Here is a 22,474-nt window from a genome sequence, read left to right as displayed (position 1 = left end):
CTCAAAACTCATATATCGTCAACCCGCTACGAAGTTTTGGCTCGATATAGGTGCTTTTCGGAGGCATCACCTGACCTGCATTAGCGATGGCCTTGATTTCGTCTGTGGTAATGGGAACAAGGCTAAAACCTACTTCAAAATTCCCTTTGTCTATTTCATCCTTCATTTTAATGACATTGTGCTTGCCGTAGCCATATGAAATACGTTTGTCGTTTCGAAGATCATTAATTCCGAGGATAGGCTCCAAAACGGTTTTGAAAAGTATCTGTGTATCCAATTTGCTCAACACATCGCTAAAACGATATACTTTTTTCCGAAGGTAAAGGGAATAGAATTCGCCGTCGAGGTACATGCCGAAGTGATGCTTTTGAGAAGGTTTGTAAAGTATGTTCCCCTTATTTTCAATCCTGAAAAATTCATCCAATCGAATTAGGAATTCTTCCTTAGTGAGTCCGTTCAAGTCTTGCACCATCCGGTTAAATTCATAAATCCGGATTTCCGATTCAGGAATTAAATAACTCATAAAGTAGTTATACGGTTCCTTTCCTGTGTGGTTTGGATTTTCTTCCTCCAAATAGGAAGCCAAAAGGTCTGAAGAGGCACTTCTGTGGTGCCCGTCGGCAATATACAAGTCCTTTATTTTACCAAACTCCTTTTGCAGTTTTTCAACGGTCTGTTTATCTGAGATAATCCACAACCGGTGGGTGATTTTATCGGTAGTCGTAAAATGGTATTCAGGCGGATTGTTCTTCTCTTCCTCGATTATCCTTGAAATAGCGACCGAGTCAGAATAGGTCATCAAAACGGGCTCGGCATTAAATTCAACCGTTTTTAGATAATTGGCAAAAAGTTTCTCACGTCTCTGAATCGTATCTTCATGTTTTTTGATGACATCGTCTCGATAGTCCGCCACACTTGTTGCGGCAAAAAGTCCGCAGCAACTATAGGTATTCTTTTCAACTTGATAAATATAAAAACTGTCTGCTGCATCTTTCAATAATACGTTATCCTCCAAAAATTCAAGATAGCGGTTGTGCACCAATGTAAAGCGTTCGCTGCCCGATACCTTTTTGTCGAATTTGAATCCCGGATTTATGATATGGAGAAAGGAAAAAGGATTGAATTTTAGGGTAGCGTTCAATTCTTTTTTAGAATACGCGTCATACGACCTAGAGGCGACGAAGGAGACCTTGTCCTTTACCGGTCGTATTGCTTTGAAAGGTTTAACGAGGGCCATCGATCTATCTGAACTGTTTTGAAACAGTTTCCGCTTTTTTAGATTGGGAATAGTCATAAAATCCCTCACCTGATTTCACGCCCATTTTACCAGCGACGACCATATTAATCAATAACGGGCAAGGGGCATATTTAGGATTTTTGAATCCGTCGTACATCACGTTCAAAATGGAAAGGCAAACGTCAAGGCCAATAAAATCGGCCAATTGCAAAGGCCCCATGGGGTGGGCCATGCCCAATTTCATCACTGTTTCTATTTCGTGTACACCCGCAACACCATTGTACAAGGTTTCAATCGCCTCATTGATCATGGGCATCAAGATGCGATTGGCCACAAAACCAGGGTAATCGTTTACCTCTGTTGGTATTTTCCCTAACTTTTCGGAAAGGTTCATAATAGCCTTTGTAGTTTCATTTGAGGTAGAATATCCCCGGATGATTTCTACCAACTGCATGATGGGAACCGGATTCATAAAATGCATGCCGATGACCTTATCGGGACGGTTTGTGACAGCCGCAATCTGGGTAATCGAGATGGAGGATGTATTGGTAGCCAAGATGGTGTTTTCTGAACAGGTGGCATCCAACTCTTTGAAAATATTCAATTTCAAATCAATGTTTTCAGTGGCCGCTTCGACCACTAAATCAACATTCTTTACTCCATCGATTAATTGGGTATACTGATGGATTCTTTCAAGAGTTTTTAATTTAACATCTTCATTGATTTTTTCCTTGGCAACCATACGATCCAAGTTTTTCCCAATGGTGGCTACACCCATCTCCAACGATTTTTGTGAAATATCGATAAGATGTACTTGATAGCCTTTTTGCGCAAAGACATGGGCAATACCGTTGCCCATAGTTCCTGCCCCGATTATGGCGATGTTCTGCATGTTATTATTTTTTAAACGATTCAATTATTTCCAATGCTACTTTCAACGCGGCAGTTCCTTGTTTTAAGGTAACTACGGGAACGGTATCATTGTAGATGGCATCGGCGAAAGTTTCAAGTTCCTCTAAAATTGCATTGTTGCTTAAAATCTCCGGATTTTCGAAATAAATCTGTTTTTTCTCACCTTCGGCATTTTGTAATACCATATCAAAGTCTCCCACGGTTTCGGGAGCATCCTTCATTTTGACGACTTCCACCTTTTTTTCCAAAAAGTCTACCGAAATATAGGCATCCTTCTGAAAAAACCTTGACTTGCGCATATTTTTCAATGAAATTCGACTTGCCGTTAAATTGGCTACACAACCATTTTCGAATTGCAGCCGGGCGTTAGCTATGTCCGGTGAATTACTGATAACCGAAACACCGCTGGCGTTGATTTGTGTTACCTCGGAGCCAACCACACTCAATATGGCATCAATGTCATGGATCATCAAGTCCAAAACCACGGGTACATCTGTTCCTCTCGGATTGAATTCCGCCAAGCGATGGGTTTCTATAAACATGGGATTTTTGATTCCGTCTTTCACTGCCTTGAAAGCAGGGTTGAAACGTTCTACATGCCCCACTTGTCCTTTAACATTATATTTTTTTTCAAGGGAAAGTAATTCCTCTGCTTCCGCCAATGTATTTGTTATCGGCTTTTCAAGAAACACATGTTTTCCTTTTTCCATTGCTTTTTTCGCACAGTCGTAATGCGAAAGCGTGGGGGTGACAATATCAATGACATCCACTGCATCGATAAGATCATTCATGTTTTCAAAATAGGCATATCCGAATTCGTCGGCTACTTTTTTGCCATTAATGTCGTCGGCATCGTAAAAACCGATAAGTTCATATTTGGGGGATTCTTTTAAAAGGCGAAGATGAATTTTACCTAAATGGCCCGCTCCCAAGACCCCGACTCTTAGCATGAGATTGAATTTTGTTCAAAGTTAAGGATACTTTTTTTAGTTTCAGGTTTCTCTTGTTTCAAGTTTCAGGTTCAAAAAAGTTTATGGGTTTATTCGTTTAGATGGCTATAAAAAATAGTGCTAGAAACCCGAAACCTGTCACACTGAGCGCCCTTCTGAATAAAGAAGTCGGGCAGGCCGTCGAAGTGCAAAACCCGCCTGCCCGCCGTAGGAGGGAAACCCGATTTTTTCTACTTGCGAATTGCATTTTTCCGCTCTAACTTTGGAATTCCAAAACCAGACCCTTGAACGATACCTTGAAACATCGCGGAATGCGAAATAAATTGGCAGATACCTTGATCGAGAAGGGTATCTCCGATACGAAAGTGCTGGATGCCATTCGTAGCGTACCCCGACATCTTTTTATGGATAGTAGTTTCGAAGGCCATGCCTATCAGGACAAAGCTTTCCCCATTGCGGCGAACCAGACTATTTCACAACCCTATACCGTAGCCTTTCAATCGGAACTTTTAGAGGTGAAACCGAACCATAAAGTTTTAGAAATCGGTACCGGAAGTGGTTATCAGACCGCTATCTTGTTAAAGTTGAAGACCAAGGTATTCACTATTGAACGTCAACTTGAGCTTTTCAAAAAAACGAACATCTTCTTTAAGAAAATGGGGTATCGCCCAAAGAAGTTCATTTTTGGCGATGGTTATAAAGGATGGCCAGAAGAAGCTCCGTTCGACCGTATTATAGTGACTGCAGGCGCTCCTGAAGTACCGAAAGCATTACTTTCACAATTGAAGGTAGGGGGCAGGCTGGTTATTCCCGTCGGGGAGGAGGACCAAATAATGACACTTTACGTTAGAAAATCTGAAAAACAATTCGAAAAAAAGAAATGGGTCTTTTTCGGTTCGTTCCACTACTTGAGAACAAAAACTAAAGCTTTGAAATTATCTCGTATTGAAATTCTTTTTGATACGATCCAAATCCCTTTTGTTGTCGCGATCTTTGATCGTTTCCCTTTGTCATATAATTTTTTACCCTTGGCCAAGGCAATGTTCAATTTTGCTAAACCTTGGTCATTTAAAAAAAGGTTTAAGGGGATTATGGTGTTACCGGAAGTATTGACCTCTTTCTCCAGTTTTTTGAGCTCTTGCTTGTTCAACAAAAGCTTCCGTTCCGCTTTGGGTTTGTGGTTATAATGGGAGCCATGTGAATATTCATCGATTTGCATATTGATGATAAAAAGCTCTCCCCGGTCATTGAATTCACAGAAACTTTCAGAAATGGAAGCCTTACTAAGTCTAATGGATTTAATTTCGGTACCCGACAGTACAATCCCCGCTGTGAATTTATCCATCAGCTCATATTCGAACCGGGCTTTTTTATTCTTAATGTTGACTTTCTGTTGCATCTACTGCAAAAATAGAAACAATATGCCAATCCGTAGGTTATAAATAAAACTATATTGAGTTCTTAAAAGTAAGATTGATTATTAAATTCGTACTAGTATTAAAAAAAGATGAGAAAGAAGTTTGTTGCAATTATCCTGTGTATTGCCATCTATTCTTGTAAGGAAAAGGAACCTACTTTACCTTCTGCCCAAGAAATAGTGGACAAAAGTATAGAAGTATGCGGTGGAGATTTATATGAAAAAAGCAATGTGTTCTTTGAATTCAGGGATAAATCCTATGCTTCGGATGTTGTTGACGGACGGCGAATCTTAAAGCGTATTACCACAACGGACTCATCTATAGTACTCGATGTAAAAAGTCCTGGCGGTTTTGAGCGTTTTGTGAACGATAGTTTGGTTACGTTGCATGATACGTTGGCAAACAAATATTCAAATTCCGTAAACTCGGTTCATTACTTTGCCTATCTACCTTTCGGACTTAACGACCCAGCGGTCAACAAATCGATGTTAGGAAAAGTGAAGATTAAAAATGAGGATTATTTTAAGATAAAGGTCACTTTCGACCAACAAGACGGAGGCGATGATTTTGATGATGTTTATGTGTATTGGTTCAATACCGAAACCCTAAAACCGGATTATCTGGCGTATGAATTTCATGTCGATGGAGGGGGAATGAGACTTCGGGAAGCTTATAACGAAAGGAGGGTAGGGGGTATTCGATTTGTGGATTATAGGAACTACCAGCCTGAAGCGGAACTTGAATCGGTTCTGGAAATCGACAAAGCCTTCGAATCTGGTGAACTTGAGCTACTTTCCAAAATAGAATTGAAGAATATTACTCTCGAGTAGGGCAATTGCAATTGAACGACAGACGCATGTCGGTCGCTTTACCGTTGACCATTTGAACGATGAACATACTTCCGTTGTCGTGGTCGTCCATGTCGTAATATTTATCCTCCCCGATCATTTTATTCACCATTGACGGTGTAGTATTGCTGTGACCTACCACTAGAACGTTTTTATTTAGGTTATCCGCTTTAAATTGTTCGATGTCAATAATTTCAGGGTCATAATATTGAACCGTAATCTCTTGCTTGACGGAAGTAGGAGCTGCCGTCATTGATGTGCGCTCAAAGTCGGTCGTATAGATTGCATCCAAAGAGACATCGTTTAAAATCTCTGCCCAATGCATGGCTCTACCGAGACCGGCTTGACTCAACTCGGGATCGATATTTTCAGAATCGGACCTATCTTTTTCGGCATGGCGGATAAAATAAAAAGTAGAAACGGACGGCGTGCTATAATCTTCCGTGATTTGAGGTTCTTCTTTACAACTTGAGAATCCTATCAACAAGAAGGAAAATACGAGTAATATACTTTGTTTCATTCGATTGTTTTAATGCGTTTTTAACAATTTCGAAGCTTTGGCAGCCTAAATTTTTTCAGGGGCTGATCGATGTAATGCACTATTAGACAGCCTGTTTAAAGGCTTATCTAATTTTTTTCTTCTATTCTAACTAAAATAATCCAAAAATAGTATGCAAAACTTAACCTTTTTCGTTTTTTTTGCATATGCTGAGAACACTACCTACAATACTTTTCCTATTGTTTCTGTTTGCCTCACGGGCACAGAATACAGCCTTGCCTGTAGATCTTCGCCAGCACAATCTTACCGAGTATAATGCGAGTCTTTTGCACCCTGCTTTTTCGTTGACCCTGAACAATCCACAATCGGTCGCTTTGTGGTCAAGGTGGCAATGGCAGTCCATTGATGCGGATCCAACGACACTATTTCTTAATTACACGCGTCAATTGAATGTTAGTTCGGTTGCCGGTGCCGCTTTTTTTCAGCATAATACGGGTACTTTTCTAAATACAGGAGGGGTTTTGAACTATGGTTATAAAATGGAGTTCAATGAGAGGGCCTCGTTGGCTTTCGGCGTCAATCTTTTCGGCTTCAAACAACAACTAGCTGACAACAGGTTTCGACCAGACCCGCAAATACAGTTGCCACAATTGGTCATTGCCGATGATTTTATTCTTCAGTTGGCACCGGGATTTTTATTTTCATATGATAGGTTAAGTGTTGGTTTCGCATCGGAAAATCTATTTGATTATAACTTTACGACCAATAAACGAAATTCACGGCCCGAGGATAGAATTTATTTGGGAATGGCATCCTACGACTTTCCGATTAGTCTTTTCAATTTTCAGCAAACGGTTTTACGGCCCACGGTGTATGTAAAGTCCGTTCCGAACAATGACACACAAATAGGCATCGTCTCTTTGCTTTCTACCGAAAAGTTCTGGGTACAGACAGGATATAATAGCTTTTACGGAATCTCATTCGGCGGTGGCGGACGATTTTTCAAGCGATTTTCCATAGGAGCCCTAGTGGAATTCGGAACAAGTTCGAGTTTAAAAGGGAGAGATACTACTTTTGAATTTGTTACTGCCTATAATTTTGGTACTCCCGATATGAGGAAAAAAGTAGTTGGATTCGATGAAGAGCAGGAAGTAGCTCTGGAAGAAGAGTTGACCAAAGACGAGCAGTTAGCCAAAGAATTGGCCAAAAAAGAGGCCGAGGCCCAACAAATAGCGGAGCAAGAAAAAGAGCGATTACGCAAAGAGCAAGAAAAAATTGCAAAAGATTCGCTAGACCTCGTTAGAAAGAATACGGAAGCGTTGGCCAAAGCGCAGGAAAAAGAGCAGCAACGTAAGCAGGATTCCATTGCGAAGGTTAGCGAAACAAAAGCCATTGCCGAAAAGCAACAGATGGAGCAACAAAGCAGACAAGACTCCATCAAGAAAGCAGAAGAAGCTGCAGTGGCGGAAGCGCAACAGTTGGAACTTCAACGTAAACAAGACTCCATTAAGAAAGCGCAAGAAGCGGAAGCAGTAGTAGCACAACAGTTGGAACAGCAACGAAAAAAGGATTCGATTGCTATGGCGAAAGAGGCTCAAGCTTTGGCTCAGCAGCAACGCGTACAAGACTCCATTGCAGCGGCACAAAAAGAAGCATTGGCCGAAGCCGAAAGACTCAGGGCAAAACGAGAAATAGATTCATTGACGAAGGTCAGGATGGCTGAAGCAGAAGCGGCCAAAAAAGCTGAAGAAGAGAAAGTGGTGGGGGAAGCGGAAGTTGTGCAAGAAGATCCTGCCGACAAACCACAGGCCGGTGAAAAATACGAAGAAGTCAACACTGAAGACGGATTAGAACCCGGCTATTACTTGATTACGAACGTGTTCGGTACCAAGAAGTATTTCGATGCCTTTATGAAAGATTTGACCAGTCGTGGTCTTGAACCAAAGTCGTTCTTTAGAAGTTTGAATCAATATAACTATGTATATCTCAAGCGTTATGATACGATGACTGAGGCCAGAGCGGCTAGGGATAGTAAGTACGATGGCCGTTATCCGGATAAGACTTGGATCTTTAGGGTGGTGAGTAAATAGGATAGAATTCCCCCATTAATACGAAAGACTCCTAATGATTAATTTCATTAGGAGTCTTTTACGTATATGAAGTTTTGGTCCGTTTGGAAAAAACAACCTTATTTCTTGATTTCCCTATTAATGAGTACATCCAAATAGGCGACCGTATTCATTAAATATTTACGGTCTTTCGTTATGGTGGTCATTGCGACCGCTCCTTGAAGCATAGTATAGAGTTGCTTCGCAAACTGCAAAGGTGTAACCGGTAGGTGAAGTTCGTTGCTGTTCACTCCGTTTTCAAGCACTAGGGCAATTTTTCCTTCTATGGTCTTAATGGTTTCTCGTACTGCCGCCGCTAAAAGGGCATTGTTATGTTGTGCATCCACACCGATTTTTAAGATGGGGCAGCCACCCATTTCCATGGTATAAATATCATAATTTCGATAGAACTTGGTAAGTACAAAGAGTTTTTCTAGCGAAGTGCCCTCAGTATTCAGTTGCTCATCAATTGCGACCAGCAAACGCTTACTATTATATTCGAAGGCGGATAACGCCAGTGCTTCTTTATTTTCAAAGTTGCCGTAAAGGGCGCCCTTGGTTAGACCTGTAGCTTCGGTTAGGTCGCTCATACTTGTACCGACGTACCCTAATTTGTTGAAAATAGGGGCTACCGTCTCAATAATATATTTGGTGGTTTTTTCGGCTTTTGTGGTCATTTTATAGCAATTTTATACGAATATAAAAAAACTATATACTGCATGGTATATTGTTAATAAAAAAGTATCTCCACAAAAATAATTTTATGGAGATACCTCATTGGAGAACTTTTAAAGTTATTTCACCAGTTCGTTCTGATTTCTGAACACTAGTGCATCATCGAACGAATCGATAAGTACGATGCTATCGGCCTTAATGGTGCGGCCCAGAAGTTCTTTTGATAAATTGTTAAGCACCTCTTTCTGAATGACCCTTTTAATTGGTCTAGCCCCGTATTGGGGGTCGTAGCCCTTATTCGCCAGGTAATCTATTGCCTCGTCCGTCGCGTCAATGGCTATATGTTGTTTGTCTAACATCTTTTTCAATCCGTCCAATTGTAATCTTACGATTTGTGTGATGTCTTCTTTATTCAAAGGTGTGAACATGATAATATCATCGATTCTATTCAAGAATTCGGGGCGAATAGTTTTTCGCAATAGTCCTAGAACCTCTACACGAGCTGCTTCGGTGGCACTATAAATGTCATTGCTATTCTCAAATTTCTCCTGAATAATGTGACTGCCCAAATTGCTGGTCATGATGATAATCGTGTTTTTGAAGTCAGCCACACGACCTTTATTGTCCGTTAACCTTCCTTCGTCCAAAACTTGCAATAAGACATTGAACGTATCGGGATGCGCCTTCTCGATTTCGTCCAAAAGCACTACTGAATAGGGTCGACGACGAACTGCTTCCGTCAGTTGCCCACCTTCATCATAACCCACATATCCTGGAGGTGCCCCAACTAAGCGACTAACGGAATGTCGTTCTTGATATTCGCTCATATCGATTCGGGTCATGGCGTTCTCATCATCAAATAAATAAGCGGCCAAGGTTTTGGCCAACTCAGTCTTACCAACACCCGTAGTTCCTAAGAAAAGAAAAGAACCGATAGGCTTTTTGGTATCCTGAAGACCGGCTCTACTTCGACGTATCGCATCGGAGACGGCTTGAATCGCTTCTTCTTGTCCCACCACTCTTTTGTGTAATACCTGTTCCAATTTCAATAATTTCTCCCGCTCGGATTGCAACATCTTGGTCACGGGTATACCGGTCCATTTGGCAACAACTTCCGCAATATCCTCTTTGGTGACTTCTTCTTTTATCAAGGTGCCGGCGTGCTGTTGTTCTTGAAGCTCTTTTTGAAGGGTTTCCAGTCTTTCTTGGGCTTCCTTGATTTTTCCGTACCGCAGTTCCGCCACTAGTCCATAATCCCCATTTCTTTCGGCCCGTTCGGCGTCTAATTTGAACTCCTCGATATCATGTTTTGTCTTTTGAATATTATCGACTACTGTTTTTTCACTTTCCCATTGCGCGAATATTTCGTTTCGCTCTTCTTTGATATTGGCCAGATCGGCATTCAACGATTTTAGTCTTGCCTTATCGTCCTCACGTTTTATGGCTTCTATTTCGATTTCCAATTGCATGATTTTGCGATCGAGCACATCGAGTTCCTCAGGTTTCGAATTAATTTCCATCCGAAGCTTTGATGCGGCCTCGTCCATTAGGTCAATGGCCTTATCGGGCAAGAATCGGTTTGTAATATATCGCTGCGATAGTTCTACAGCCGCGATTACAGCTTCGTCTTTGATGCGCACTTTGTGATGTGCTTCGTATTTCTCTTTGATACCCCTTAGGATGGAAATCGCACTTTCGGTATCGGGCTCATCAACGACAATCCTTTGAAATCGTCGCTCCAATGCTTTATCCTTTTCGAAATATTTTTGGTACTCGTCTAGCGTTGTGGCTCCGATAGCGCGTAGTTCTCCACGTGCAAGTGCGGGCTTTAGAATGTTGGCGGCATCCATTGCGCCTTGACCGCCGCCAGCGCCTACAAGTGTGTGTATTTCGTCAATGAAAAGTACGATATCGCCATCCGAAGTAGTTACTTCTTTGATGACTGATTTTAACCTTTCTTCGAATTCACCCTTATATTTTGCCCCAGCGATCAAGGCACCCATATCCAAAGAATAGATAACCTTATCTTTCAAGTTTTCAGGAACGTCGCCTTGAATGATGCGATGGGCCAATCCCTCGGCAATGGCTGTCTTGCCCACACCGGGTTCGCCCACCAATATGGGGTTGTTCTTGGTGCGTCGTGATAATATTTGTAGTACACGCCTTATTTCCTCATCTCGACCGATTACGGGGTCTAACTTTCCGCTGTCCGCCAATTGATTCAAGTTTCGGGCATATTTATCCAAGGAATTATAAGTGTCTTCCGCACTTTGGGAAGTCACTTTGCCGCCCTTGCGTAGCTCCTCGATCGCCGATTTCAAATCTTTTTCTGTAACTCCTTGATCTTTGAGAATTTGCGAAATCTTGCTTTTCGATTTGAAAATCGCCAAAATCAAATGCTCTATGGAGACGTATTCATCTTCCATCTTTTTTGCAACGATACTGGCTTCGTTCAATGTTTTTCCCGCTTCACGGGAAACCATGATTTCGCCTCCTGAAACTTTAGTGAAACTTTCAAGTTCCTTATCCAATATTTGTTTCAACATGGAAACGTTTACGTTCAGTTTTTTCAACAGGAAGGGAAGCACATTTTCCTCGACCTCTGAAATGGCCTTGAAAAAATGTTCGTTTTCTATCTGTTGATGCCCCATTTCCTGAGCGATCAGCTGCGCCCGTTGGATGGCCTCTTGTGATTTTATGGTAAAATTATTAAAGTTCATATCTAAACTATTTTTATTGCTATTGTTTACTTTTGATTAATAGAAGTCAACAACCTTACCAACTGATAATGCCGGACAAAATGTCGGATAAAATCAATAATAGCAAGACATTTCGGCAGTGTGTAAGTTTGTCCAGACGATTCGACTGATATAATAAAAGTATACTTATGTTCAACAATTTATTTGGAAAGAAAGAAGCGAAGGAGAAAAAGGAAGAGTCTAAAATTCCGTGGATACCGCTTACATCAATCGAGCAACTTGATGAAATCAAGGAAAATTCCAAGGGTCGAACCCAAATGATTTTCAAGCATTCCACCACCTGTGGAATCAGCAGAATGGTTCTAAATATGTTCGGTAGGGGTTTTAATTTTGCGGAAAATCGGGTAGATCTCTATTATTTAGACCTACATAGCTTCCGAGAAGTCTCAAATGAAGTTGCGCATACTTTTCAGGTATTTCATCAATCTCCTCAACTATTGATAATTTGGAATGGGGTAGTGGTGGCCCATGATTCACATGGAGCCATTACCGATATTGATTTGAACTCTTATATATAAAAAATCCCCGATGATTCGGGGATTTTTTTTAGTTGAATTGTTGTCGACTTAATATTGATTTTAACCTTAGTTTTAGGTCCTCGCCGGCATCATAGACCATTTGTTCATTGGTCGGAAATGGCACGGCGGCCAAATTCAATAGTGAGACCAAATCGTTTTCCAAGGCTCTTTTATCACCATCATAATTTGCATATACGTGTTCGAATACGAATTCACTTGACAATGGATATGAATTTAAAACCTGCTGCTTCTTTAACTCCGTAAAACTAACTATACCAGCAACTTGAGCAGTTTTGAATTGGGTAAATTGATAAAAATTACACTTGACCGTCTTGAATTTATCCACCTTGATCTTGTTACCCAGACTATCTCGGACTACATTGCCTTCGGCATCGATGGCATATTTATAACCATCCTTGATCTGTTTTTCCTTAATGATTTGTTTTTCGCTTACTTGTTCAGGCGATATGGCAATGTCTTTTAGGGAAACTTCCATGGCATAGTCGTAGTCAATATCCGATAGGGGATTGGTATGGTACTCCGTCCATAGATTATCAAGTCCGTAGGTATTGAAGTTCAATAACTCCTCCTCCAATCTAGCAGGGATTATCTGATCGGTATGGTTTAGCATACCTACCCTGACATAATCGAGACCTTTGGTATGTGCTTCTTCCTTTTTCAATTTACTGTCCTCAAAACCAGGATTGATTTTGTTCAAATAAACAAAATCGTCATACGCTTTTCTATAGTCGTATTTACTAGTCGCATTCTCCAACAAGTCGGATGCGTTATCGTATAGATACTCCGATAGCTGGTCTTTCGCATCTAGTAAGTCGTTATCATAGTTTTCAAACGCAAATTCAGCATTTCGATTTTCGTCCATAATATAAAGTGGTATCAGGGGCTTAATGCGCTCTTGAACATTTTTCAGGTTATTGTAGCTATTGTAGATGGCCTCATAGTTGGCAGGATTTTCGTCTTTCTCCAAAAACGTGATTTTTTCCTGCTCTCGCTGCGAATACTTTTCAAAGGCTTCCTCCAATAAGAGAATATAGGGCTGATGTCTTTTTTTATCTTTGTTCTCCGCTAAATTCATCAACGAATTCTCGATTGCATTTGAGTAGTTGCCCGTATTTACGGCCTGCTGGGTCTTTTTTATACCACCACATGCGATAAACACGAATGTTACGAGACTGAATAGTAGTATTTTTTTCATGACGATAGGTTTTACTGTTTCCGTACCCTTTTCAACAGCCATGCCAAAATCGGGTCTATTGATAACGTAAAACGATAAACTATCGTATGAAATCGTTGAGAGACTATTTCAAGACAGTCTCTAAGGAACCTTTTTATAGGCTCGATTACTTCTTTTTGGGTTCAAATATGGGGAGTAGTTTGGTGCTCAATTCCCCGAATCCGATGCGTACCCCGTTCTTTGTACAATAACCCGTCATGGTTACGGTATCACCGTCATGAATAAACTTTCGTTCTTCGCCGTTATCGAGTTTAATGGGCTTTGTGCCTTGCCAAGCCAGTTCGAGCATTGAACCGTATGAGTCGGGAGTAGGCCCTGAAAGGGTTCCGCTGCCCATCATATCGCCACTGTTGACCTTGCACCCATTTACTGTATGATGCGCAAGTTGCTGTGCCATGGTCCAGTACATATACTTGAAATTAGACTTTGAAACCGCATTTGATTTTCCATTCTCCGGGGTAATCGCAACTTTTAAATGAATGTCAAAACTATGTTTTCCTTCTTGCTGCAGGTAGGAGAAGGGTTCAGGATTTTGTTCGGGACTTTCCACACGAAAAGGCTCCAAAGCATCCAGCGTAACGATCCAAGGTGAGATGGAAGAGGCAAAGTTCTTGGCCAAAAAAGGCCCTAACGGAACATATTCCCATTTTTGAATATCACGGGCGCTCCAATCGTTGAAAACTACCATTCCGAAAATATGATCCTCGGCTTCTTCAATGCTTATGGGCTCTCCCATAGCGTTGCCATCCGTTGTAATGAAAGCCATTTCCAATTCAAAATCGACTAATTTGGAAGGCCCGAAAATAGGTTTTTCGGCTCCTTTTGGAAATGTTTGTCCCATGGGTCTTCTCACCGGGGTTCCACTGGGCACGATGGTCGAACTTCTTCCGTGATACCCAACAGGTAAATGCAGCCAATTAGGCATCAGGGCGTTTTCAGGATCCCGAAACATGGTACCTACATTGGTAGCATGTTCTTTACTCGAATAAAAATCGGTATAATCGCCAATGAGAACCGGTAATTTCATCTCGATTTCATCCATCGAAAAAAGAACGACTTTTTTGTGGTCTTCGTTGTTTTGAAGGACCCTGTTCTCAATGTTGAAAATATCACTGATTCGGTTGCGCACCAAGCGCCAGGTCTGTTTGCCATCTGAAATGAAATCATTCAGCGTGTCCTGTAGAAAGATATCCTCGGTCAAGGGTATGCCCTCAAAATAACCCAATTGGTGCAAGGCTCCCAAATCGATGGCCGTATTACCTATTCGGGTGCCGATGGTAATGATATCATCACGTGTCAAGAAAACCCCAAAAGGAATATTTTGAATAGGGAAATCTGAATTTTCGGGTACGGGAAGCCACGTTTTTTTATCGGGATTATTAGCGTTGATGGGCATGCTTTTTTTGTTAATTGTTGTTTGATAAATTCTTGATCAAATATATTCTTTTCTACGAATTAACGATTGGCAATTTGTATTTTTACGCCTCATTTAACAGAATACTTTACTATGCAACGCGACCACCGCATTTTTGAACTCATCGAAGCTGAAAAAGAACGTCAAATCAATGGCATCGAGCTTATTGCCTCGGAAAATTTCACCAGCCCCCAAGTGATGGAGGCCGCTGGATCGGTGTTGACCAATAAGTATGCCGAAGGATATCCGGGGAAGCGATATTATGGAGGTTGCGAAGTAGTTGATGAGGTGGAACAATTGGCCATTGATCGCGCCAAAGAACTTTTCGGTGCAGAATATGCCAACGTGCAGCCGCATTCCGGTTCACAGGCCAATGCCTCGGTGTACCATGCTTGTTTGAAACCGGGAGATACTATTCTAGGTTTTGATTTATCCCATGGCGGACATTTGACGCACGGTTCTCCCGTAAACTTCTCAGGAAGATTGTACAACCCCGTTTTTTACGGAGTGGATAAGGAGACCGGGGTTCTCGACTATGACAAGATTCAGGAAATTGCTACGAAAGAACGCCCTAAACTGATTATCGCAGGTGCTTCGGCATATTCACGGGATATGGATTTTGCCCGATTCCGGGAGATTGCCGATAGCGTGGATGCACTTTTATTGGCCGATATCTCGCACCCTGCCGGTCTTATTGCCAAGGGAATTATGAACGACCCCATTCCACATTGCCATATCGTTACCACTACGACCCATAAAACTCTACGCGGTCCCCGTGGTGGACTTATATTAATGGGGAAAGATTTTGATAATCCTTTCGGAATAACCCTTAAAAACGGAAACCTTAGAAAAATGTCCGCCTTGTTGGATTTGGCGGTTTTTCCAGGAAATCAAGGCGGACCGTTGGAGCATATTATAGCTGCTAAGGCCATTGCTTTTCAGGAAGCTTTGTCAGACGAATTTCTTCAATATATGCTACGTGTCAAGAAGAATGCCGAGGCCATGGCTGCGGAGTTTGTAGAAAAAGATTACAAAATTATTTCCGGTGGAACCGATAACCATATGATGCTCATCGATTTGAGAAATAAGAACATTACGGGCAAGGATGCGGAAAAAGCCTTGGTAAAGGCCGATATCACTGCGAATAAGAATATGGTGCCCTTTGACGACAAATCTCCGTTTGTCACATCGGGTATTCGTTTTGGTACTGCCGCCATTACTACTCGAGGTCTAGAGGTGGCCGATATGCCGACTATTGTAGAATTGGTTGACCAGGTTCTGATGAATCCCGAATCGGAAAGTGTGTTAGCTTCCGTTCGTAAAGAAGTCAATGCGATGATGAAGGGCAGGGCATTGTTCAACGAATAAGTCGCTCTGAAATTACGATTAGGGAAAAATGAACAGATCTGCAGAAAATAATCGATGATTTTCCAAACTGTAGATCATCGGATTTTTACCAGAGTCAAAGTAAAGCCCCCAATATTTGTAGTATTCCTCAGGGCTTTTGTCGATTTCGACCGAATCTTGTGCCGTATCATCCTTATCTTCATTATTCGAATCAAAGACCGGAACGTAAATCTCAAAGGGCATTTCATCCAACGCTTTGGTCATATGCACATAGTGCCGAGCGATTTCCGAGATTATAGTGTGTAGTTGTTCTAGGATGCTCTTGGAATGGATTCTATTGATGATTATGGCGGTATCTTTTAGAAAAAGCGAAAATTCATCAATATCGATGGAAAAGGGATTGTTCGATTCAAGAACTTCAAGATTTTTGGATAGGGAGGAACCCACAGCATCAAATGCACCCCACTCATTTCTATTAAAATGGAATAAAATACCAGCTAAGCTAAGATTACAGGTTAGCTCTAACGTCAATAGACATCCTTTTTTTTTGGTCAGCTCTTTGGTCAAATAGATTGAAGCAAAGAAATCTCGCTCGACACTGTTGACAAAACTGTCCAATGCTTCAATTTGAAAATCTTGTGGTTTTCCCTTCAACAATGCTTTCCTAAAATTATCGGGTGTCAATGACATACGTACTTCGTAAAAGTCTTTACAACCCGTAAAATTAGAAGTAATCTATGAATCTAGACTATACAAAAAGTATAGAAAAACTAGCGATTTTGTTTGTAGCATAAAAAATTGAACTTAATTAACTAAAAATCAACTACTTAGAAGATAAAAAATAATGGTTATAAGAAGCCTCGCTCTCGTGCTTGCTCGATTAATGCTAAATCATTACCATGCTCAATACCAAAAATGGATTTCAGGTGACGTTTTCTTGAGTTAATGGTCGCGGCGGATACCGATAAAATCTCATGGAGTTCTTTGACCCTGACCCCTTTGGCGAGGTAATATAGTAGTTTTTTGTCCTGTTCGCTGACCATGTCCGCATATGCGGCGTTATTTCGTAACGCTTTCATGGCAATCGCGGTGTAATATGGGGGATTTTCCAATACCTTCTTGACCATGGCTATCAAAGTGAGCTTGTCGATTTCCGATTTTACCAGATAGCCGTCGGGGTTCGTCGTTTTACAGATATTCAGTATTCTGTAGGCATCACCGAAAGAAGACATGAATACTACTTTCGTGTCAGGGGCCACTTTGCGGGCCAAGATCCCTAGGTCTTCACCCGACCGGGCATCTTTTTCTTCAGGACCGAACAGTTGTATATCAAGTAGAAATATATCGTAGCAGTACAATTTTGCCGATTGCTCTATTCTAGACTTGGCGTCTTCGAAGGTCTTGCAGGTGTCGACTATGACCTTGTAGTCGTCGAACTCGGCAGCCTCTAGAATATATTTATAGCCTAGTGTTGTCATTTCGTGGTCGTCGACTGCCAAAATTCGCTTGTACTCTATGATGTCCGGATTTTCGGTGCTCATGAACTTTGATGTATTCCTTGTTTCTTTAAGAATTCGTTCAGTTCGGGGGAATGATACTCGATGGGTATCGTCAGTTGTAAGGTCGTTCCTTTACCTTTTTTACTTTCGATGAACCAGCTTCCGTTCATTTTTTTCACCCGCGAGCTGATATTGCGCATTCCGATGCCCTTTTTTCGTTTTCTAACCTCAAATCCGATACCGTCGTCGGTTACTAAAATACGTAGGTCATCTTCCGTTATTCCAAAGTTAATAACTATGTTTTTACATTGCGCATGTTTTAACGCATTTTGAACACTTTCTTGTATAATACGGTACAAATTTATCTTAATATCACCGGTCAAACCATCCCAATCGACCATTTCGTCATGGGTAAAAGTAGTTTTGACTTTAGACGCCTCTTCGGTCGTGTTCAATAGGCTTTGTATGGAGTTAATGAAATTCGGAATGTGACGATAGGCCGCATGGCTCAATTCATGGGAAATCTCCCTAATCTCATCTTGGACCTTTTTCATGTCTTCCAAAGCATTGTCCCTTAGTTTTATTGCCGTTTCGTCAGACTTGTTACCGAGTCCGATCAGTAACATTCTGATACCGTTCATTTTGCCCAATACGGCATCATGCAGTTCTTCCGAGATTCTTTTCTGTTCTCCCTTTTTGCCTTCTTCCACTTTTTGCTGTTGGGAGAGCATAAGATTGAAAATTTCTTGATTGGCCGCCTGTTGCGCCTTCTGAAAGCGCAATCTTTGATTTTTTCGCCGTTGGTCAACAAGAACATATACAAATACGCTAAAAAACAATGCCCCAAGGGCCAATCCTGTCCAAATCTGCTTTTGGTTGGTTAGCACTTGTTTTTCTTCTTCCAATTCTTCGTTCTCGGCGATAAACTCATCAGTCTCGAAACGGATCCGGGCAAACTTGTTACGCGCTTGGCGTTCTTGCTCCTGCAACTCATCGTTAAGCGTAATATATTCCTGTGTATAGCCCGTGGCATTTTTAGGGTCGATACGGGTCAATAACTGTAAGGTTTCCAAAAGGCGTTCGTTGTTACTGCTCAATTCTGCCGATAGTTTTGCTTTTCTCGCGGTCGCCAATGCCTTCATACTATCTTTTTCTCCTAAATAGTAATCGGCCAAAAAGTATTGGGTAATGGACTTGTCTGCTGTATCGTCGATACTATCCTGTATGCCAAGCGCCATCTTTAATTGTGATTCGACGGCTGTTTTATCCCCATTTCTATAACGGCTATATGCCAGATTGTTCATGGCCTTGGCATACAATTGTGGATTTATATACCTAAGGCTATCATATTCCAACACCTTTTTAAAATAGGGAATGGCCTCTTCATCTTGCCCATCGCTCTGATAGACCATACCGATGTTGTTCAATAAGCTTCGTTCTAAACCTTCTCTTTTTTCCAATTCTTTTAAGTATCCTTCTGCGATTCGGTAATATTCCAATGCACGGTCATATTCCTTTAAGCTTTGGGTAATATTTCCGAGATGATTGTAGCAGAGATATAATTGTCTGTTCTTTTCAAGGGGTTTTAACAATTCAATGGCCCGAATTGTTGTAATCTCACTTCCCGTAAAATCTTTGACCTCCTTTTGTGATACTGCCATATTGTACATCATCCTTCCGGAATAATAGTTATTTTTTAAGCCCTCATAGATTTTCTGAGCTTCATAAAAGTGATAAAAGCTACTATCGGGAATGGCCTTAACATTATAATATTCAGCTCTGTCCCAATGGGCCTCGGCTAACACCACAGAATCATTAGTCTTCTGGGCCTGTGCAATGGTTTCTTCATTTATCCTTTTGAAAAGGAGCGAATCCTTAAAATTTATCGTGGCTAGAGAAAGTTGGGAAAGGTATTTGGTCTTTACAGAATCCAATGAAATTTTTTGAATCTGTCCATAGGCTTTTTGGAACGCTATTTTTTGCATTTTTTCAGAAAAGTCTGAATCCTTGCCTTGTTGAATCCAAAATGAAATACTGTCGTTTTGCTCTGAAGAATAAAGAGTATTCGTAGACGAATTGTTTTTATCCCTAGAACAGGAATACAAACCCAATGCCAATATGGAAATGTAAAACAAGATTCGATATGTCGGTTTGGTCGGTAACATAGAACTTCTCCTACTTGCAAGATACAGAAAAAGCCCTAAAAACATGTTTAGGGCTTTTAACATCTGTATTAAAAATTGTTATTATTCTGTCCCTCTTTTATCGGTTGGGCTATCACACTGGTCGCAAGCCTGAGTATCTTGAACTACAACTAGGTCGGTATTGTCGTTACTTGTATTATCGGTGTTTGAAAACAGTCCAACGGTCATCAATACTACGGCAAAAATACTTACTGCTTTTTTCATAATCATTAAAATTTTAGGGGTTATGGTTCGTTTTAAATACAGTGCTAAACTACCAACGAATAGCGCTTTGGGCTTATGAAGAAAAATCTTGCGAGCAAACGAACCGGTTTGCGGGGTAATCAAACCTATTTTGAGAGAATTAGACTAATCGAAGGTTGAAATCGATTTTTTCGAGAGCATTTTTTTGAGTCCGTCGACATTGCCACGGTACCCTTTTGAGAAGGGTAATTGTTTGTGTTGGTCTTTTAACGAACAAATATTCTTGCCGTAATTGATCCGAGAGATGTAGTTGGTATTTACGATATAACTTTGATGGATCCGAACAAAATTTGTGGGCAGTTGATCTTCGAAGGTCTTTAGCGTCTTGAAGGCGTTGTTCACCGAACCGTCTTTCATAACAAATTCGGTGGTATTGTTATCCGACTTTAAATATAAAATATCGTTGGTGTTGAGGTACTGAAAATCGCTATATGATTTTAGGCAAAGTGTATTGGGTTCTTTTTTGGGCATTTTCTTTTCGAGCCTCAATAACGATTTTCGAATTTCAAACTCATTATAGGGCTGCAACCAATAATCAAAGAAACCATTCTTTATGGCATCATAGGCATATGCCTTGGTTTTAGAAATACCGATGATCAAAGGTACCTCCCTTAGGTAAAGATGCATCTCGATGACCATTTGGAAATATTCGGAGGCTTTGTCATTAAGGTTCACAATGATAAGATCGGGCAGGTTTTTCAAAATGGTGTTCAGGCCTTCTTGACTATCGCGAGCCACAGCAACGCACTCGAAGTCTCCGTACTCTTCCAAAAAGTGGCTGAGCTGCAGGTTCGAAGTCGCATCGGAATCGATTATGGCGTAGGTGTAGTCCAAAGCACGAAACAATTTTGTGCAAAGTAAGGATAGTAGTTGAAAGAAGACTATACGAAATGTTTAGAAAAACTAGCGATTTTGTTTTAATCCATTGAAAATGAAAGCTTTTGAGAGAAAATACCTATAACCTGAGCTTATTTGAAGTACGTTCTTTCATCCAGTCGATTAAATCTTGAAAACCTTATACATAAAAAGAACTCAGTTCTTTGGGGCGGCTTGAAATGCGCCAACATCAGGTGAAGCGGTACGGTCCATACCCAAAATGTCCAATGGAACGGCTAAGGCACCGTCAGGATTTGCGATGGACTTGGCCGCTGATGCCTCATCGATACGAAAATCATTATTCCTCGCATCCCAAAAAGCTACATCCTCGTTTACAATGAGTTGTTGGAATAATGATGCATTGTCAAAATCGTACAAGGGGTTGTTTTCAAAACTGTCGCTATTGTCCCTGAATTTGAGCAGGCAATGAGAAAAAGAATAGGAGAAAGCATTCGATCCGTTGTGACGCAATGTTAGTTCAACATCCTTATTTCCATCGATGATGCAGTTGATAAATTGCGCTTGGGTCAAATCGGAGGCATTTCCTTCAGTGCTAGCATTATCTATTTCCAAGGCAGCGCCAGACCGGAATCCGTTTTGCCAATAATTCGCGATGGTAGTATGTATGAAGGAGTAGTCGCCCCCTGAATTACAGTACAATGAAATGTTTCCTGCACTTCCAAAAACACAATTTTCCCCGACTATTGAAGCCGTTCGCCCCCATAGATTGACAGCCGCACTATTATAAAGTTGTGAATTCCTTAGGACTAGTGTAGGGGATGGCCCTGCTTCATCTCCTTCGACTAACAGACCGATAGTGGCATTTTTAAGGGTCAGATGGTCGATACTGTTGTCGATACTGCCTTTTGATAGCCAAATAGTTCCCCATTGCCCTGGAATGTTCTCAAACTCTGGCTCTAGGCGATCACCTTCAAAAATGACCTCGTTCTCCAATAATTCTTGGTCCGTACTCAATGTGCCGTTAATTTTCAGGGAAGCACCTTCGATAATCAAAATACCTGAATCTTTGTGAAAATGAACCCTGCTTCCGGCCGCGATTTGAAGTTCTTTGCCCGATGGAACGGAGGCATATCCATAAACGACATACGGTTTTTCGTTCGTGAAATTCAATTGGTCATCTGTCATAAGGAAGCCCTCGACTCGAATTTCCTTTCCTGATTCATCAAATCCCACAACAATTGTTTCCTTGGTACCGTCCGAAAGGGTTTTAGGGTAGAGGAATATGGCATCTTTTACCAGCGTAACGAGCTGCACTTCTTGTTGGTCATCCCCCGAATCGAATTGAATCGCATCGGTGTACAAAAATGTATTCTGGCCTGAAGTACTTATATCGTGGGTCGTTTCGATAAAAATAAAAAGACTATCCTGCGAAAAAACGGGAATATTGTGAAATTCTTTGCCCGCGACACCGTCAACATTGAGACGGTAATCACTATTCTGACCTTGTGCCAAACGTATGGAGGGAATTTCGATATCATCACGGGTGCGGTTATACACTTTAAGTGCATAGGTACTGCTCCCCAGATTGGTAAAAATGGTATCTAAAAACACAGTGTCTTTTGAAAATTCAAGATTTCCGGCACTTGGAGCATATTCCAGATCCTTTCGGCAGGCACTCCAAAGCACCAACATACCTAACAACACCAAGCTGTATAAAAATGGATGTATGGAAATTTTTACGTTCAAGGATC

The 22,474-nt window shown here is 41.2% G+C and carries 18 protein-coding genes and 2 pseudogenes; 5 read left to right on the top strand and 15 right to left on the bottom strand.

Annotation, left to right across the window (positions count from 1 at the left end; genetic code table 11):
* Position 1: 1 nt before the first annotated feature.
* Genes N8A86_RS21075 through N8A86_RS21065 form a run of 3 tightly spaced genes read right to left on the bottom strand, consistent with a single transcriptional unit; the run spans position 2 to position 3,099 of the window.
* Positions 2 to 1,237, bottom strand: coding sequence for a DUF1015 domain-containing protein (locus N8A86_RS21075; RefSeq protein ID WP_273567164.1), 1,236 nt, complete (start codon positions 1,235 to 1,237; stop codon positions 2 to 4).
* Positions 1,238 to 1,241: 4 nt separating this feature from the next.
* Positions 1,242 to 2,129, bottom strand: coding sequence for a 3-hydroxybutyryl-CoA dehydrogenase (locus N8A86_RS21070; RefSeq protein WP_273567163.1), 888 nt, complete (start codon positions 2,127 to 2,129; stop codon positions 1,242 to 1,244).
* Between the two features lie 4 nt (positions 2,130 to 2,133).
* Entirely contained in the window at positions 2,134 to 3,099 is a 966-nt protein-coding gene (locus N8A86_RS21065) for a Gfo/Idh/MocA family protein (protein WP_273567162.1), read from the bottom strand.
* Positions 3,100 to 3,383: 284 nt separating this feature from the next.
* Between N8A86_RS21065 and N8A86_RS21060 the strand changes: the two are divergent.
* A pseudogene (locus N8A86_RS21060) lies at positions 3,384 to 4,024 on the top strand (protein-L-isoaspartate(D-aspartate) O-methyltransferase).
* Between the two features lie 10 nt (positions 4,025 to 4,034).
* Here N8A86_RS21060 and smpB read toward each other — a convergent pair.
* Positions 4,035 to 4,498, bottom strand: a pseudogene (gene smpB, locus N8A86_RS21055) (SsrA-binding protein SmpB).
* Between the two features lie 108 nt (positions 4,499 to 4,606).
* Here smpB and N8A86_RS21050 point away from each other — a divergent pair.
* Positions 4,607 to 5,347, top strand: coding sequence for a DUF6503 family protein (locus N8A86_RS21050; RefSeq protein WP_273567161.1), 741 nt, complete (start codon positions 4,607 to 4,609; stop codon positions 5,345 to 5,347).
* Here N8A86_RS21050 and N8A86_RS21045 read toward each other — a convergent pair.
* Positions 5,334 to 5,885: a histidine phosphatase family protein gene (locus N8A86_RS21045; protein ID WP_273567160.1), complete on the bottom strand. Its 552-nt coding sequence runs from the start codon at positions 5,883 to 5,885 to the stop codon at positions 5,334 to 5,336. The genes N8A86_RS21050 and N8A86_RS21045 overlap by 14 nt on opposite strands.
* A 185-nt stretch (positions 5,886 to 6,070) precedes the next feature.
* Here N8A86_RS21045 and N8A86_RS21040 point away from each other — a divergent pair, with 185 nt between their 5' ends.
* Positions 6,071 to 7,954 (top strand): PorP/SprF family type IX secretion system membrane protein, encoded by a 1,884-nt coding sequence (locus N8A86_RS21040; protein WP_273567159.1) that lies wholly within the window; start codon positions 6,071 to 6,073, stop codon positions 7,952 to 7,954.
* Between the two features lie 98 nt (positions 7,955 to 8,052).
* Here N8A86_RS21040 and N8A86_RS21035 read toward each other — a convergent pair whose 3' ends face one another.
* Both N8A86_RS21035 and clpB read right to left on the bottom strand, forming a co-directional pair.
* Positions 8,053 to 8,649 (bottom strand): TetR/AcrR family transcriptional regulator, encoded by a 597-nt coding sequence (locus tag N8A86_RS21035; protein ID WP_273567158.1) that lies wholly within the window; start codon positions 8,647 to 8,649, stop codon positions 8,053 to 8,055.
* Positions 8,650 to 8,766: 117 nt separating this feature from the next.
* Positions 8,767 to 11,367 carry an ATP-dependent chaperone ClpB gene (gene clpB, locus N8A86_RS21030; protein ID WP_273567157.1) on the bottom strand — a complete coding sequence of 867 codons (2,601 nt, stop codon included), beginning with the start codon at positions 11,365 to 11,367 and terminating at the stop codon, positions 8,767 to 8,769.
* Positions 11,368 to 11,534: 167 nt separating this feature from the next.
* Between clpB and ytxJ the strand changes: the two genes are divergently transcribed.
* Positions 11,535 to 11,924 (top strand): bacillithiol system redox-active protein YtxJ, encoded by a 390-nt coding sequence (ytxJ, locus tag N8A86_RS21025; RefSeq protein WP_337251692.1) that lies wholly within the window; start codon positions 11,535 to 11,537, stop codon positions 11,922 to 11,924.
* Positions 11,925 to 11,952: 28 nt separating this feature from the next.
* On the opposite strand, the gene N8A86_RS21020 is transcribed toward ytxJ, so the two are convergent.
* Together N8A86_RS21020 and fahA are read right to left on the bottom strand one after the other, a co-directional pair.
* Entirely contained in the window at positions 11,953 to 13,140 is a 1,188-nt protein-coding gene (locus tag N8A86_RS21020) for a hypothetical protein (RefSeq protein WP_273567156.1), read from the bottom strand.
* A 145-nt stretch (positions 13,141 to 13,285) separates the two neighbouring features.
* Positions 13,286 to 14,575 carry a fumarylacetoacetase gene (gene fahA / locus N8A86_RS21015; protein ID WP_273567155.1) on the bottom strand — a complete coding sequence of 430 codons (1,290 nt, stop codon included), beginning with the start codon at positions 14,573 to 14,575 and terminating at the stop codon, positions 13,286 to 13,288.
* Between the two features lie 111 nt (positions 14,576 to 14,686).
* Between fahA and N8A86_RS21010 the strand changes: the two genes are divergently transcribed.
* Positions 14,687 to 15,961 (top strand): serine hydroxymethyltransferase, encoded by a 1,275-nt coding sequence (locus tag N8A86_RS21010; RefSeq protein WP_273567154.1) that lies wholly within the window; start codon positions 14,687 to 14,689, stop codon positions 15,959 to 15,961.
* 18 nt (positions 15,962 to 15,979) lie between these two features.
* On the opposite strand, the gene N8A86_RS21005 is transcribed toward N8A86_RS21010, so the two are convergent.
* The 6 genes from N8A86_RS21005 to N8A86_RS20980 all read right to left on the bottom strand — a co-directional run bounded on the left by N8A86_RS21005 (position 15,980) and on the right by N8A86_RS20980 (position 22,469).
* Positions 15,980 to 16,630 (bottom strand): hypothetical protein, encoded by a 651-nt coding sequence (locus N8A86_RS21005; RefSeq protein WP_273567153.1) that lies wholly within the window; start codon positions 16,628 to 16,630, stop codon positions 15,980 to 15,982.
* Positions 16,631 to 16,788: 158 nt separating this feature from the next.
* Positions 16,789 to 17,481 carry a helix-turn-helix domain-containing protein gene (locus N8A86_RS21000; RefSeq protein ID WP_273567152.1) on the bottom strand — a complete coding sequence of 231 codons (693 nt, stop codon included), beginning with the start codon at positions 17,479 to 17,481 and terminating at the stop codon, positions 16,789 to 16,791.
* On the bottom strand, positions 17,478 to 19,649 hold the full coding sequence (locus N8A86_RS20995; RefSeq protein ID WP_273567151.1) for a tetratricopeptide repeat-containing sensor histidine kinase: 2,172 nt from the start codon (positions 19,647 to 19,649) through the stop codon (positions 17,478 to 17,480). Before N8A86_RS20995 ends, N8A86_RS21000 begins: the two co-directional genes overlap by 4 nt.
* A 36-nt stretch (positions 19,650 to 19,685) precedes the next feature.
* A complete protein-coding gene (locus N8A86_RS20990; protein WP_273567150.1) occupies positions 19,686 to 19,970 on the bottom strand; it encodes a hypothetical protein in 285 nt (94 codons plus the stop codon).
* A gap of 21 nt (positions 19,971 to 19,991) precedes the next feature.
* Positions 19,992 to 20,720 carry a LytR/AlgR family response regulator transcription factor gene (locus N8A86_RS20985; protein WP_273567149.1) on the bottom strand — a complete coding sequence of 243 codons (729 nt, stop codon included), beginning with the start codon at positions 20,718 to 20,720 and terminating at the stop codon, positions 19,992 to 19,994.
* A 198-nt stretch (positions 20,721 to 20,918) separates the two neighbouring features.
* A complete protein-coding gene (locus N8A86_RS20980) occupies positions 20,919 to 22,469 on the bottom strand; it encodes a hypothetical protein (protein ID WP_337251691.1) in 1,551 nt (516 codons plus the stop codon).
* Positions 22,470 to 22,474 lie beyond the last annotated feature (5 nt).

Source organism: Maribacter halichondriae, from assembly GCF_027474825.1.
GTDB lineage: Bacteria > Bacteroidota > Bacteroidia > Flavobacteriales > Flavobacteriaceae > Meishania > Meishania halichondriae.
This window is presented reverse-complemented; position numbering and strand designations above follow the sequence as displayed.

What these genes read in the sequence shown, in the direction of transcription:
- N8A86_RS21075 (WP_273567164.1), bottom strand. Translation starts at nt 1,237, where the DNA reads ATGGCCCTCGTTAAACCTTTCAAAGCAATACGACCGGTAAAGGACAAG.
- N8A86_RS21070 (WP_273567163.1), bottom strand. Translation starts at nt 2,129, where the DNA reads ATGCAGAACATCGCCATAATCGGGGCAGGAACTATGGGCAACGGTATT.
- N8A86_RS21065 (WP_273567162.1), bottom strand. Translation starts at nt 3,099, where the DNA reads ATGCTAAGAGTCGGGGTCTTGGGAGCGGGCCATTTAGGTAAAATTCAT.
- N8A86_RS21050 (WP_273567161.1), top strand. Translation starts at nt 4,607, where the DNA reads ATGAGAAAGAAGTTTGTTGCAATTATCCTGTGTATTGCCATCTATTCT.
- N8A86_RS21045 (WP_273567160.1), bottom strand. Translation starts at nt 5,885, where the DNA reads ATGAAACAAAGTATATTACTCGTATTTTCCTTCTTGTTGATAGGATTC.
- N8A86_RS21040 (WP_273567159.1), top strand. Translation starts at nt 6,071, where the DNA reads ATGCTGAGAACACTACCTACAATACTTTTCCTATTGTTTCTGTTTGCC.
- N8A86_RS21035 (WP_273567158.1), bottom strand. Translation starts at nt 8,649, where the DNA reads ATGACCACAAAAGCCGAAAAAACCACCAAATATATTATTGAGACGGTA.
- clpB (WP_273567157.1), bottom strand. Translation starts at nt 11,367, where the DNA reads ATGAACTTTAATAATTTTACCATAAAATCACAAGAGGCCATCCAACGG.
- ytxJ (WP_337251692.1), top strand. Translation starts at nt 11,535, where the DNA reads ATGTTCAACAATTTATTTGGAAAGAAAGAAGCGAAGGAGAAAAAGGAA.
- N8A86_RS21020 (WP_273567156.1), bottom strand. Translation starts at nt 13,140, where the DNA reads ATGAAAAAAATACTACTATTCAGTCTCGTAACATTCGTGTTTATCGCA.
- fahA (WP_273567155.1), bottom strand. Translation starts at nt 14,575, where the DNA reads ATGCCCATCAACGCTAATAATCCCGATAAAAAAACGTGGCTTCCCGTA.
- N8A86_RS21010 (WP_273567154.1), top strand. Translation starts at nt 14,687, where the DNA reads ATGCAACGCGACCACCGCATTTTTGAACTCATCGAAGCTGAAAAAGAA.
- N8A86_RS21005 (WP_273567153.1), bottom strand. Translation starts at nt 16,630, where the DNA reads ATGTCATTGACACCCGATAATTTTAGGAAAGCATTGTTGAAGGGAAAA.
- N8A86_RS21000 (WP_273567152.1), bottom strand. Translation starts at nt 17,481, where the DNA reads ATGAGCACCGAAAATCCGGACATCATAGAGTACAAGCGAATTTTGGCA.
- N8A86_RS20995 (WP_273567151.1), bottom strand. Translation starts at nt 19,649, where the DNA reads ATGTTTTTAGGGCTTTTTCTGTATCTTGCAAGTAGGAGAAGTTCTATG.